The sequence below is a fragment of the Micromonospora sp. NPDC126480 genome (assembly GCF_040302465.1).
Lineage (GTDB): Bacteria > Actinomycetota > Actinomycetes > Mycobacteriales > Micromonosporaceae > Micromonospora.
On record NZ_JBEORU010000007.1, the window covers coordinates 190023 to 201878 of the forward strand.

The window sequence follows — 11856 nt, forward strand, 5'->3', positions numbered from 1 at the left end:
GCCTCCTCCCTGCCCGGGCCGGGACGCCGACCCAGGCCCTAGGCTGGTGCGCGTGAGCACGCCGACCCGGGTCTACATCGCCCGTCTCGCCGGCGTCGCCGTCTTCGACCCCAACGGCGACCAGGTGGGCCGCGTACGTGACGCCGTGGCCCGGCTGCGCGCCACGAAGCGCCCGCCGGAGGTCGTCGGTCTGGTCGCCGAGATGCCGATGCGCCGGCGGATCTTCCTCTCGATCAACCGGATCACGTCCCTCGACGCGGACGCGGTGGTGCTCGGGACCGGCACGCTCAACCTGCGCCGCTTCGAGAAGCGCCCCAACGAGCTGCTCGTGCTCCAGGAGCTGCTGGACCGGCGGGTGCAGATCGACCCGGCCGGGCAGGCGGGCACCGTGGTGGACGTGGCGATGGAGTCGTCCCGCGGCGAGTGGACGCTGTCCCGGGTCGCCGTCCGCGAGCACACCGGCCGGCTGACCCGCCGCGGCAACCTGCACCAGGTCGAGTGGGACCGGGTCCGCGGGCTGAGCGGGATCGCCGACACCCGGGGTACGGCCAACCTGCTCGCGGTGCTTGAGGACATGCGCCCCGCCGACCTGGCCAACGCGCTGCAGGACCTGCCGGACGCACGCCGCAACGAGGTCGCGGCGGCCCTGGACGACGAGCGGCTCGCCGACGTGCTCAGCGAGCTGCCGGAGCACGACCAGGTGGAGATCCTGGCCGCCCTGGACCGGGAACGCGCCGCCGACGTGCTTGAGCAGATGGACCCGGACGATGCCGCCGACCTGCTGGGCGAGCTGCCACCACCCGAGCAGGACGTCCTGCTCGACCTGATGGAGCCGGACGAGGCCGACCCGGTACGCCAGCTGCTGAAGTACACGCCGGGCACGGCCGGCTCGGTGATGACCTCGGAGCCGGTGATCCTGCCGCCGGACGCCACGGTGGCCGAGGCACTGGCCCGGGTGCGGGAGCCGCAGCTCTCCCCCGCGGTGGCCGCCCAGGTGTTCGTGACCCGGGCGCCGATGACCACGCCGACCGGCCGGTACCTCGGCATGGTCCACTTCCAGCGGCTGTTGCGGGAACCGCCGGCCGACCTGGTGGGCGGCATCGTGGTCAATGACATCGACCCGCTGCGCCCCACCACCCCGCTGCCCGAGATCACCCGCCGGATGGCCACGTACGACCTGGTCGCCATGCCGGTGATCGACCGGAACAACCGGCTGGTGGGCGCGGTCACGGTCGACGACGTGCTGGACCACCTGCTGCCCCGCGACTGGCGGGACCGGGACGCCATGCCGGCGGGCCCGGTCGCCGCCGACGAGACGCCGGAGGCCGTTGATGGTTGAGCGGCGGCGGGCGGAGCGGCTGGACCAGCCGCGCGAGGCCCGGGGGGTGCGGCTGCCCCGGTTCGACCCGGAGGCGTTCGGCCGCTGGTCCGAGGCGATCGCGCGCGGGATGGGGACCGCCCACTTCATCGTCTACATGACGGTGGTCATCGCGACCTGGTTCCTCTGGAACACTCTCGCGCCCGCGGATCTGCGCTTCGACCCGTACACCTTCACGTTCCTGACCCTGATGCTGTCGTTGCAGGCCAGCTACGCGGCGCCGCTGATCCTGCTGGCGCAGAACCGCCAGACCGACCGGGACCGGCTCGCGCTGGAGGAGGACCGGCGCCGGGCGACGGCGCAGAAGGCGGACACCGAGTACCTCGCCCGGGAGATCGCGGCGCTGCGCAACGCGATGGGCGAGGTGGCGACCCGCGACTTCCTCCGGTCGGAGCTGGCCCGGCTCGCCGAGGAGCTGGACGACGCCGCCCAGCGCCGGCAGCGGCTGGAGCGCCGGGTGCCGGAGCGGCCGGCCGGCGGGGACGGGTTGGACGAGCCCCGCGACGAGCTGGACAGCGACTACACCCGCGACGGCCGCCCCGAGCCCGGGACGCGTTGAACGCCGCTTGCCCAAGGGGCCAGGCGAGCGGCGTTCGCCTCGGATCGTCGCATTTCCGTCGGGTCCCGTCCAGCCCATCGATTCGCTCACACCGACCCCGCCTGGGGCGGTGACGGACCACCGCCGACGTAGCATTGCGGGCATGTCAGCACCCGTCAGCACCGTCTCCGACGCGATCCAGGCCGCCCTGGCCACCGTCAACGACCCGGAGATCCGCCGGCCCATCACCGATTTGGGCATGGTTCGCTCCGCGACGGTCGGCGACGACGGCCTCGTCCACGTCGAGCTGCTGCTCACCGTGGCCGGCTGTCCGCTGAAGGACAAGCTGCGCAGCGACATCACGGCCGCCGTGGGCGCGGTGCCCGGTGTGACCGGGGTGGAGATCGAGTTCGGCGTGATGAGCCCCGAGCAGCGCCAGGAGCTCCAGTCGAAGCTGCGGGGCGGGGGCGCCAGCCAGGAGCCGGTGATCCCCTTCGCCCAGCCGGGGTCGCGCACCCGGGTCTACGCGGTCGCCAGCGGCAAGGGCGGCGTCGGCAAGTCCAGCGTGACGGTCAACCTGGCGGCGGCGCTGGCCGCCCGGGGGCTCTCCGTCGGCGTGGTCGACGCGGACATCTACGGCCACTCGGTGCCCCGGATGCTGGGGGCCGACGGCCGGCCCACCCGCGTCGAGGACATGATCATGCCGCCGCAGTCGCACGGCGTGAAGGTCATCTCGATCGGAATGTTCACCGCCGGCAACGCCGCTGTGGTCTGGCGCGGCCCGATGCTGCACCGGGCGCTGCAGCAGTTCCTCGCCGACGTCTACTGGGGCGACCTGGACGTGCTCCTGCTCGACCTGCCTCCGGGCACCGGCGACGTGGCCATCTCGCTGGCCCAGCTGCTGCCCAACGCCGAGATCCTGGTGGTCACCACGCCGCAGGCCGCCGCCGCCGAGGTGGCGGAGCGGGCCGGCGCGATCGCCCTGCAGACCCACCAGCGGGTGGTCGGTGTGATCGAGAACATGTCGTGGCTGGAGCTGCCGGACGGCTCCCGGATGGAGGTCTTCGGGGCCGGCGGCGGCCAGACGGTCGCCGACTCGCTGACGCAGACCATCGGCGCGCAGGTGCCGCTGCTGGGTCAGATCCCGCTGGACACCCGGGTCCGCGAGGCCGGCGACGAGGGCAACCCGATCGTGCTGGCCGAGCCGGAGTCGGCGGCCGCCAAGGCACTGGGCCAGGTCGCCGACCGGCTGGCGGTGCGCCGCGAGTCGCTGCTCGGCAAGCCGCTGGGCCTCAAGCCCGCCGGCCGCTGACGGCACCACCGCCCCGACGCACCCCCCGAGACGCGCCCCGGCCACGGCCGCCCGGGGCGCCGCGACAGCCCTGCCGGGGCGATCAGGTCGCGTCGTCGTAGCTGGCGCGGGGGGCGGGGGCGGGCGAGGCACCGCCGGCGGCGGTGGCGGTCCGGCTCCCGTTCGAGCGGGGGTCGACGGCGGCCGAGACGTCCTTCAGCTCGTCGTGCACGCCGGCGACGTCGGCCCGCAGGTTGTCGTAGACGCCCTGGAGCGGCTTGCGGATCGCCGCCTCCTCCTCCTCGCTCAGCAGGTGCTTGCGGATGAACGCCTTCGGGTGCAGGTCCTCCAACTTGATGTCGGTGCCCAACTCCCGGCTGAGGTCCGTGGTGGCGTTGTTCGCCATCCGGCGCAGGTTGCGCACCATCCGCAGGCCGTCGTTGATGACCGCGGGCAGCCGGTCACCGAAGATCAGGAGCGCCAGGAGCAGCAGCGCACCGATCTCCCACCAGTTCAGGTTCTCGAACACTGCGCGGGCCTCCTCTCGGCGTCAGCGCAAGCCTACGCACGTGGCAGGCCACCTCGGGAGGGGGTGAGGGGCTCACTTCGCGTCTGCGGCGAGCGTCACCGAGGTGTTCTGCCGGGAGGAACCCCGGCGATACTCCACGGTCACCACCGATCCGGGTGCGAACTTACGGACCAGGGCGATCAGGTCGGTCGGCTCCGTCATCGGCCGGCCGTTCAGCTTCAGGATCACGTCGCCGGCCCGCAGCCCGGCGTCGGCGGCCGGGCCGGACGGTTCCACGGAGGCCAGCCGGACACCCGCGCCGACACCCGCCCCCGCACCGCCGACCTGGGCGCCGATCACCGTACGGCGGGCCTTGCCGGTGCCGATGATGTCCTGGGTGATCCGCTTGGCCTGGTTGATCGGGATGGCGAAGGCCAGCCCGATGTTCCCGGCCTCCTGCCCGTCGGCGACCAGCGACTTGATCGTCGAGTTGACCCCGATGACCCGGCCCGCCCCGTCCACCAGCGGGCCGCCCGAGTTGCCGTGGTTCACCGCCGCGTCGGTCTGGATCGCCGCGTAGTAGCGGGTCGGGCCGCCCGGCTCGCCCGCCTGCATGGTGCGGTCGAGCGCGCTGACGATCCCGGCGGTGACGGTGTTGGCCAGCGAGAGCGGCGAGCCGATGGCCAGCACCGGGTCGCCGACCGCGAGGGCGTCGGAGTCGCCGAACTCCACCGGGCGCAGGCCGTTCCGGGCGACCTTGATGACCGCGATGTCTGATTCCGGATCCTGCCCGACGACGGTAGCCGGCGCCGAACTGCCGTCGTTGAAGATCACCGACGCCCGCCCGGTCGCGCCCGCCACCACATGGTCGTTCGTGATCACGTGGCCGTCGGTGGTGGCGATGAACCCCGAGCCCTCACTCGTCCCACCGAGGCTCGCCACCCGGACCGTCACCACGCTCGGCAGCACCCGCTCCGCCACGCCGGCCAGGGACTCCGGCTTCCGTTGGGCCAGCTCCGGCGGTTGTCCCGGATTCGCGCCGAGCACCGGGCCGGCGGCGGCACCGCCCCGGATGGCGAACGCGTAGCCGAGCGCACCGCCCAGCGCGCCGGCCAGCAGGGCCGTGATCAGCGGGATGAGCAGCAGGTGGCGCAGCGCGGGCCGGCCGGGAGCGTCCGGGTCGGTGACCGGCTCGGGCTCGGCCCCGACGACCGGCCCGGCGGGCACGACGACGGCCGCCGGGGCGGCCGGGTCACGCCACGGGTCGGCGAGCGCGTCGGACCACCAGGGCGAACCCGGGCCGTGCGGCGGTGCTCCCGCCGGGGGGTACGCGGACGGCGGCGGGCCCGCCGCTCCGGGACCCGTCCCGGGCTGGCGCCACTCCCAGCCGTCGGTCACGTCGCTGCCTCCCACTCGTCCCCGGGCCCTCCGCGCGACCCGCCCACGGCGGCTCGCGGTCGAACGGGCACCGCTTCCAGGATTACACGGATGCGACCGGTGGAGTCACCGGTTGCCGCCGGTGATCGTCGACGCGGGACGCGCGGCTGCGTACGCCGCACGTCGCCTCTAGGCTCACAGTGCCCACTCGCCCCTGTGTGACAACACGCGCCGCCCGGAGGTGTCCCATCGCCACGGTCGCCGGTTCCGGCCCCTCGACCCCGGCTATGCAGTTCGCCGAGTCGTACGTGACCGAGGATCTCGTCCTGCGCACCGCCCGCGCCCTCGCCCATGAGGTCGGTCTCGACGCGGTGACGCCGGGCGCGGGCGCGGCGCTGCGGCTGCTGGCCGCGGCGGGCAACGCGCGCGCCGTGGTGGAGATCGGCACCGGAACCGGGGTCAGCGGGGTCTGGTTGCTGCGCGGCATGCGTCCGGACGGGGTGCTCACCACCATCGACGTGGAGGTGGAGCACCAGCGCATCGCCCGGCGGATCTTCACCGAGGCGGGCTTCCCCGCCGGCCGGACCCGGATCATCACCGGGCGGGCGCTGGACGTCCTGCCGCGCCTCGCCGACGGTGCGTACGACCTGATCTTCGTCGACGCCGAGTCGACCGGGTTCGCCGCGTGCGTGGACGCCGCCCAGCGGCTGCTGCGGCCCGGTGGGGTGCTCGCCCTCAACGGCACGCTGGCCGGTGGCCGCATCGGCGACCCGGCCGCCCGGGACGTGGAGACGGTGACCATCCGGGAGACGGTCAAGGCGATCCGGGAGTCCGAGCACTGGATCCCCGCCCTGTTGCCGGTCGGGCACGGCCTGCTCGCCGCCGTCCGCTGCTGACCGTCCGGGCGTCTCAGTCGAGGGTTGCCAGCCAGCGCAGCAGGGACCGGACGCCCCAGCCGGTGGCGCCCTTGGTGAGCTCCGCCTCGGCGCCGTCGGACCAGGACGGGGCCGACATGTCGACGTGCACCCACCGGTCCCGCAGCTCACCCGTGAACTCGCGCAGGTAGAGCGCCGCCACCACGGAGCCGGCGCCCTGGACCGGCGCGCTGTAGAGGTCGGCGATGTCGCTGCGCAGGTAGTCGACGTAGTCGGCGGGCAGCGGCAGCCGCCACGCCGCCTCCCCGGCTGCCTCGGCCGCCGCCAGCAGGTCGGCGGCGAGCCGGTCGTTCTCGCTGTAGAGGGCACCGGTGCGCTTGCCGAGGGCCACGGCGTTCGCCCCGGTCAGGGTGGCCAGGTCGACCAGCACGTCGGGGCGCAGTTCGCGTACGGCGTACGCGATCGCGTCGGCCAGGACCAGGCGCCCCTCGGCGTCGGAGTTCGTGCTCTCGCTTGTCACCCCGCCGTAGTGGCGGATGACGTCGCCGGGCCGGTACGACCCGCCGCTGACCATGTTCTCCGCGAGCGGGGCGAGGGTGGTGACCCGAACCGGCAGCCGCAGCGCGGCCGCGCCCAGAGTCGCCGCGACCACCGCCGCCGCACCGGCCATGTCCTTGCGCATGAGTTTCATCGCCGGCACGGGCTTGATGGAGATGCCGCCGGTGTCGAAGGTGATCCCCTTGCCGACCAGCACCACGTGCGTGCGCGCGTCGGCCGGCCGCCAGTCCAGCTCCACGAGGCGCGGTCCGCTCGCCGAGCCGGAGCCCACGGCCAGGATCCCGCCGAAGCCCTCGGCGGCCAGCTCGTCCGGCTCCCGGACCCGCAGGTGCAGGTCGGGGACACCGGCCGAGGCCTCGGCCAGCTGCTCGGCGAACCAGCGCGGGTTCTTCACCGACGACGGCATGTTCACCAGGTCGCGGGCGAGCCGGGTCATCTCGGCGGTCGTCCGGGCCACCTCGACCGCGTCGGCGTACGCGGCCGGGTCGGCGACCAGCAGGTCGACCACTGCCAGCGCGGGGGCGGCCTCGTCGGCGCCGAGCCGGAACCGGTAGGACGCGAGCAGCAGCCCTTCGACGAGCCCGCGGACGGCTTCGGCCGGAGCGCCGGCCGGCAGCGCGAGCGTGACGTGGCTCTCATCCCTCGCGGCGCGGACGAGAGCGGCACCGGCGGCCCGCCAGGCGCCCTCGTCGCCCGTACCGACGCCGAGCGGAAGCAGCCGGACCGGGACGCGGCCGGGCCGCACCTGCGTCCAGGTCTCGCCGGGGGCGCCGGTCAGACGTGCCGCCGGCACCAGCGCGGACAGCTCGTCGGCGACCCCGTCGGGCAGGGCCGTCCCGACGGGCACCGGCTCGGCCGGCGACTGCGCACCGGCCGGTCGGACGGGTAGGGCCAGGACGTCGAGCCGGTCGGGCTCGGCGAGCAGACGGATGGCGAGCACGCGGCGCCGTACCTCCAGGAGAGCGTGCGGAGCTGCCTCCGCGGGACGTGAAGGCCCCTGAGCCACCGGCGGGGCCGGTGGCTCAGGGGTGGTTGAACCGTCCGCGCTCGCGCACGGATCGGGCCGTGATCAGCCGGCGGCTGCCTTCAGCGCGTCACCGAGCGCGTTGGCCTCGTCGGGAGTCATCTCGACGACGAGCCGGCCACCGCCTTCCAGCGGGACCCGCATGACGATGCCCCGGCCCTCCTTGGTGACTTCCAGCGGACCGTCGCCCGTCCGCGGCTTCATCGCCGCCATGTTGTCTCCCCTCAGACCTGAACCAGGGTCGGTGGGTCTCCCCACAGCCACTTCGCCACGACCACCCGCAACCGGTGCGGAGGTGTCGACCAACGATTTTCCCTGATGAACACCGCCGGACCCAAACCGAGGCAGCATTGATGTAACAGCATCTAGCTTATCCTGAGAAGGCCTGTCACAATGTGCGGTCATGCAGGCACGGTCGGCACTCTTCGACCTGTACGGTGACTATCTCCGGCCCCGGGGTGGCCGGGCGCCGGTCGCTGCCCTGGTCAAGCTGTTGGCGCCGCTCGGCATCGCACCGCCGGCGGTGCGGACGGCGGTCTCCCGGATGGTGCGCCAGGGCTGGCTCGAACCCCTCCGGATGGCCTCCGGACCGGGCTACGCGATCACACCGAAAGCCGCCCGCCGGTTGGACGAGGCGGCCGCGCGAATCTACCGCACCGGACGGATCACCTGGGACGGGCGGTTCGACCTGCTCGTCCTGGAGGCGCCGGCGTCCCGCCGCGAGCGGCAGCGCCTCGCCGCGAACCTGAGCTTCCTCGGCTACGGCACCCTCGACGAGTGCACCTGGGTGGCCACCCGCCCGGGCGAGGACGTCGACCTGCTCCTGGAGGAGGCGGGCGTGCGCTACGAGCGGTTCACCGCCGCGCACGCCGCCGGCACGCCGGGGGCCATGGGCGTCGTCCGGCGGGCCTGGGACCTGACCGAGATCGGCCGGGCGTACGAGCAGTTCGTCGCCGAGCAGCGGCCGCTGCTGTCCGGGGTCACCGTGCGCAGCCCGGACGAGGAGGCGTACGCGGCCCGGTTCCGGCTCGTGCACGCGTGGCGTACCTTCCTGTTCCGGGACCCGCAACTGCCGCCGGCACTGCTTCCCGAGCGCTGGCCCGGCACCGCCGCGGCGAGCTTCTTCGACCGGCACGCGGCCCGGCTGCGGCCGTCCGCCGACCGGTACGTCGAGCACTGCCTCGACGCCGGCAACCGCATCGCCCGACAGAAGGGTCGTTGACACCGTGACCGAGCCGCTGCTCGTCGACCGCACCGACGCCGTCGTCACCCTGACCTTGAACCGGCCGACGGCCATGAACGCACTCGACGTGGCGCTCAAGGAGGCCCTCCGCGACACCCTCACCGAGCTGGAGACCGACCGGAGCTGCCGGGCGGTGGTGCTGGCCGGCGCGGGCGGGTCGTTCAGCGCCGGGCAGGACCTGCGCGAGCACGTCAAGACGCTGGAAGCGACCGAGGGCAACCCGCTGGACACCGTCCGGGCGCACTACAACCCGATCGCCGCCCGGCTGGCGAACCTGCCCAAGCCGGTCGTCGCCGCCGTCCGGGGCATGGCCGCCGGGGCGGGCGCCTCACTGGCCTTCCTCGCCGACATCCGCATCGGCGGACCGTCCACCAGTTTCCTCATGGCGTTCGCCAAGGTGGGCCTCGCGGCCGACACCGGCGCCTCCTGGACGCTGCCCCGGCTGGTGGGCCACGCCAAGGCCGTCGAGCTGCTGATGCTCGCCGAGCCGGTGCGCGCCGAGGAGGCCTGCCGGCTCGGCCTGCTCAACCGGCTGGTCGCCGACGACGAGGAGGTGCTGCCGGCCGCACAGGAGCTGGCGGCGCGGCTCGCCGCCGGGCCGACCGTCGCGTACGGGGCGATCAAGCGGCAGCTCTCAATCGCGGACGCGGGCACCCTCGCCGACGCCCTCGCCGCCGAGGCGCAGGCCCAGTCCATCTGCGGAGCCACCGACGACCACCGCTCGGCCACGATGGCGTTCGTCAACAAGCAGAAGCCGGTCTTCGAGGGTCGCTGAACTCGGGAGCGGGGCCGGTCGACGCGAGCGACCCCCGGCGCGGTCAGTCGTCCTCCTCCGGGTCCTGGTTGGCCTCCGCACCGAGCACGAACGCCTGCATCGCCAACTCGTCGCCGGACGGCGAGACGAAGGCGGGCAGCTCGCGCGGGCCCAACTCCTGCACGTAGGCCCAGAACAGCCGGACCGCCTCCGCCGGGGACGCGGCCTCGATCGGCAGGTCGAGACTGACCAGCCAGGTCCGCCGCGGCGGGAGCGGGCCCAGCCGGTCGGCCAGTTCCCGGAACACCGCCGGGTCCAGCGCGCTGACCGGCCCGTCCAGCGCCAGCGCGTCGGCCGGGACCGGCTCGTCGAAGGCCCTCCGGGTGTACGCGATGACGAGCCGCGGCTCGACCCGTTCGGACAGCGGGTCCTCCGGCACCTCCGGGCGCCGCTCACCGGCGTCGGTGACCCGGCCGAGCGCAACCAGCCGGGACGGCTCGTCGGCCAGCACCGCGACCCGGTCGCCGGGTCGCGGCCGGGGACCCGCGCTGAGACCTGTCAGCTCCAGCGTGTCGTGGTGGACGAGCCGCTCGGCCTCGTACCGGTCGGGCGGCAGCAGCACGGCCCAGGTGTCCGTGCCGTCGGCGTGGATCGTCCGGTCGGTCCGGTACGCGGTGTCGCTCGTCATGCCTCCCATCCCATCACGCCCTCGCGGCCGCCGGCACGTGGCAGCCGGCGAGGTGGTCGTCGACCATCCCGGTGGCCTGCATCAACGCGTACGCCGTGGTCGGGCCGACGAACCGGAAGCCGCGCTTCTTCAGCGCCTTCGCCATCGCCGTGGACCCCGGGGTCAGCGCCGGCACCTCCGCGAACGAGGCCGGGCGGGCCGGCCGGGGCGGCGGCGCGAAGGACCAGAGCAGGTCGGAGAGCCCTTCCGGCAGCTCCAGTGCGGCGCGGGCGTTGGCGATCGCCGCCTCGATCTTGGCCCGGTTGCGCACGATGCCGGTGTCGGCGAGCAGTCGGGTGACGTCCGCCTCGGAGAAGGTCGCGACGGACTCGATGCGGAACCCGTCGAACGCCCGCCGGAAGGCTGGCCGCTTCCGCAGGATGGTCAGCCAGGACAGGCCGGACTGGAACGCCTCAAGCGTCATCCGCTCGTAGAGGGCGTCGTCACCGCGCAGGGGACGGCCCCACTCGGTGTCGTGGTAGACGGCGTAGTCCGGGGTGCTCGCCCCCCAAGCGCAGCGCGGCGCCCCGTCGGCGCCGATCACCAGGTCAGTCACGCGTCAACGCTAGGCGACCCCTGTGACACCGTTGCCTCGAGGCCGGTGGCTGCCTATGGTGCTGCTACCGGACGGTAGCTGTGCCGGTCGGCACCGGGACGGAGGCGGTCGGATGAAGGAGTTCCCGGACATCATCGCCTGGTCGATTCCGGCCTTCCTGCTGCTCGTCGTCCTCGAGCGGGTGTCGTACCTGATCCACCGCGACGACGACGAGGTCGGCTACGGGGGCGCGGACACGGCGACGAGCCTCGCCATGGGGCTGGGCAGCGTCTTCACCGACCTGCTCTGGAAGGTCCCGATCGCGGCCGCGTACGCGCTGCTCTACGCGCTCACCCCGCTGCGGGTCACCGAGGTCTGGTGGACCTGGCCGCTGATCCTGCTGGCGCAGGACTTCTGCTACTACTGGTCGCACCGCGGGCACCACGTGATCCGCATCCTGTGGGCCTCCCACGTCGTGCACCACTCGTCCCAGCGGTTCAACCTCTCCACCGCGCTGCGCCAGCCGTGGACCGGCGTCACCAGCTGGATCTTCTACCTCCCGCTGATCCTCGCCGGCGTGCACCCGGCCGTGCTCGCGTTCGCCGGCTCGGTCAACCTGCTCTACCAGTTCTGGATCCACACCGAGCGGATCGACCGCCTGCCCCGCTGGTACGAGTTCGTGTTCAACACCCCCTCGCACCACCGGGTGCACCACGCCTCGCAGGGCGGCTACCTCGACCGCAACTTCGGCGGCATCCTCATCGTGTGGGACCGGCTCTTCGGCACGTTCGCCCCGGAGCGGGAACGCTGCGTCTACGGCCTGACCAAGAACATCACCACCTACAACCCGCTGCGGGTGGCGTTCCACGAGTACGCCGCCATCGCCCGTGACGTGCGGACTGCCCGCTCCTGGCGGCAGCGGGCCGGGCACCTGCTCCGCTCGCCGGGTTGGGAGCCGGACCGGTCCGCCCCGGCGGCGGCCGAGGTCGCGCCCCCGCCGGCAACCGCGACGGCCTCCTGACCAGCGGCCGGGTACGTCCGGCCGCGC

At 73.7% G+C, this 11856-nt stretch carries 12 protein-coding genes and 1 pseudogene; 7 read left to right on the forward strand and 6 right to left on the reverse strand.

Annotated features, from left to right (window positions below):
• Window positions 1-52: 52 nt before the first annotated feature.
• From ABTW87_RS09565 to ABTW87_RS09575, 3 genes are all read left to right on the forward strand, one after another.
• Entirely contained in the window at window positions 53-1339 is a 1287-nt protein-coding gene (locus ABTW87_RS09565; RefSeq protein WP_350650222.1) for a magnesium transporter MgtE N-terminal domain-containing protein, read from the forward strand.
• Window positions 1332-1937: a DUF1003 domain-containing protein gene (locus tag ABTW87_RS09570; RefSeq protein ID WP_350650224.1), complete on the forward strand. Its 606-nt coding sequence runs from the start codon at window positions 1332-1334 to the stop codon at window positions 1935-1937. Before ABTW87_RS09565 ends, ABTW87_RS09570 begins: the two co-directional genes overlap by 8 nt.
• A 142-nt stretch (window positions 1938-2079) precedes the next feature.
• Window positions 2080-3228, forward strand: coding sequence for an Mrp/NBP35 family ATP-binding protein (locus tag ABTW87_RS09575; RefSeq protein ID WP_350650226.1), 1149 nt, complete (start codon window positions 2080-2082; stop codon window positions 3226-3228).
• 82 nt (window positions 3229-3310) lie between these two features.
• Here ABTW87_RS09575 and ABTW87_RS09580 read toward each other — a convergent pair whose 3' ends face one another.
• The gene (locus ABTW87_RS09580) at window positions 3311-3736 is read right to left on the reverse strand and encodes a twin-arginine translocase TatA/TatE family subunit (RefSeq protein ID WP_350650228.1); all 426 of its coding nucleotides are present in this window, start codon (window positions 3734-3736) and stop codon (window positions 3311-3313) included.
• Between the two features lie 72 nt (window positions 3737-3808).
• On the reverse strand, window positions 3809-5113 hold the full coding sequence (locus ABTW87_RS09585) for a S1C family serine protease (RefSeq protein WP_350650230.1): 1305 nt from the start codon (window positions 5111-5113) through the stop codon (window positions 3809-3811).
• 287 nt (window positions 5114-5400) lie between these two features.
• Between ABTW87_RS09585 and ABTW87_RS09590 the strand changes: the two genes are divergently transcribed.
• Complete coding sequence (locus ABTW87_RS09590; RefSeq protein WP_350650301.1) at window positions 5401-5988, forward strand: O-methyltransferase; 588 nt, start codon at window positions 5401-5403, stop codon at window positions 5986-5988.
• Between the two features lie 13 nt (window positions 5989-6001).
• On the opposite strand, the gene ABTW87_RS09595 is transcribed toward ABTW87_RS09590, so the two are convergent.
• Both ABTW87_RS09595 and ABTW87_RS09600 read right to left on the reverse strand, forming a co-directional pair.
• Window positions 6002-7465 (reverse strand): leucyl aminopeptidase family protein, encoded by a 1464-nt coding sequence (locus tag ABTW87_RS09595; RefSeq protein ID WP_350650232.1) that lies wholly within the window; start codon window positions 7463-7465, stop codon window positions 6002-6004.
• 129 nt (window positions 7466-7594) lie between these two features.
• On the reverse strand, window positions 7595-7762 hold the full coding sequence (locus tag ABTW87_RS09600) for a DUF3117 domain-containing protein (protein ID WP_007455245.1): 168 nt from the start codon (window positions 7760-7762) through the stop codon (window positions 7595-7597).
• Between the two features lie 190 nt (window positions 7763-7952).
• On the opposite strand from ABTW87_RS09600, the gene ABTW87_RS09605 reads away from it, so the two are divergent.
• Window positions 7953-8771 (forward strand): PaaX family transcriptional regulator, encoded by an 819-nt coding sequence (locus ABTW87_RS09605; RefSeq protein WP_350650237.1) that lies wholly within the window; start codon window positions 7953-7955, stop codon window positions 8769-8771.
• Window positions 8772-8775: 4 nt separating this feature from the next.
• Entirely contained in the window at window positions 8776-9567 is a 792-nt protein-coding gene (locus ABTW87_RS09610) for an enoyl-CoA hydratase-related protein (RefSeq protein WP_350650239.1), read from the forward strand.
• 43 nt (window positions 9568-9610) lie between these two features.
• Here the strand turns inward: ABTW87_RS09610 and ABTW87_RS09615 are convergent, their stop codons facing one another.
• On the reverse strand, window positions 9611-10234 hold the full coding sequence (locus tag ABTW87_RS09615; RefSeq protein WP_350650241.1) for a hypothetical protein: 624 nt from the start codon (window positions 10232-10234) through the stop codon (window positions 9611-9613).
• A pseudogene (locus tag ABTW87_RS09620) lies at window positions 10231-10829 on the reverse strand (DNA-3-methyladenine glycosylase I). The gene ABTW87_RS09615 and the pseudogene ABTW87_RS09620 overlap by 4 nt, the downstream one beginning before the upstream one ends.
• Before the next feature lie 112 nt (window positions 10830-10941).
• Between ABTW87_RS09620 and ABTW87_RS09625 the strand changes: the two are divergent.
• On the forward strand, window positions 10942-11829 hold the full coding sequence (locus ABTW87_RS09625) for a sterol desaturase family protein (protein ID WP_350650245.1): 888 nt from the start codon (window positions 10942-10944) through the stop codon (window positions 11827-11829).
• Window positions 11830-11856: the final 27 nt, after the last annotated feature.

What these genes read in the sequence shown, in the direction of transcription:
- ABTW87_RS09570 (WP_350650224.1), top strand. Translation starts at nt 1,332, where the DNA reads ATGGTTGAGCGGCGGCGGGCGGAGCGGCTGGACCAGCCGCGCGAGGCC.
- ABTW87_RS09575 (WP_350650226.1), top strand. Translation starts at nt 2,080, where the DNA reads ATGTCAGCACCCGTCAGCACCGTCTCCGACGCGATCCAGGCCGCCCTG.
- ABTW87_RS09600 (WP_007455245.1), bottom strand. Translation starts at nt 7,762, where the DNA reads ATGGCGGCGATGAAGCCGCGGACGGGCGACGGTCCGCTGGAAGTCACC.
- ABTW87_RS09605 (WP_350650237.1), top strand. Translation starts at nt 7,953, where the DNA reads ATGCAGGCACGGTCGGCACTCTTCGACCTGTACGGTGACTATCTCCGG.
- ABTW87_RS09615 (WP_350650241.1), bottom strand. Translation starts at nt 10,234, where the DNA reads ATGACGAGCGACACCGCGTACCGGACCGACCGGACGATCCACGCCGAC.
- ABTW87_RS09625 (WP_350650245.1), top strand. Translation starts at nt 10,942, where the DNA reads ATGAAGGAGTTCCCGGACATCATCGCCTGGTCGATTCCGGCCTTCCTG.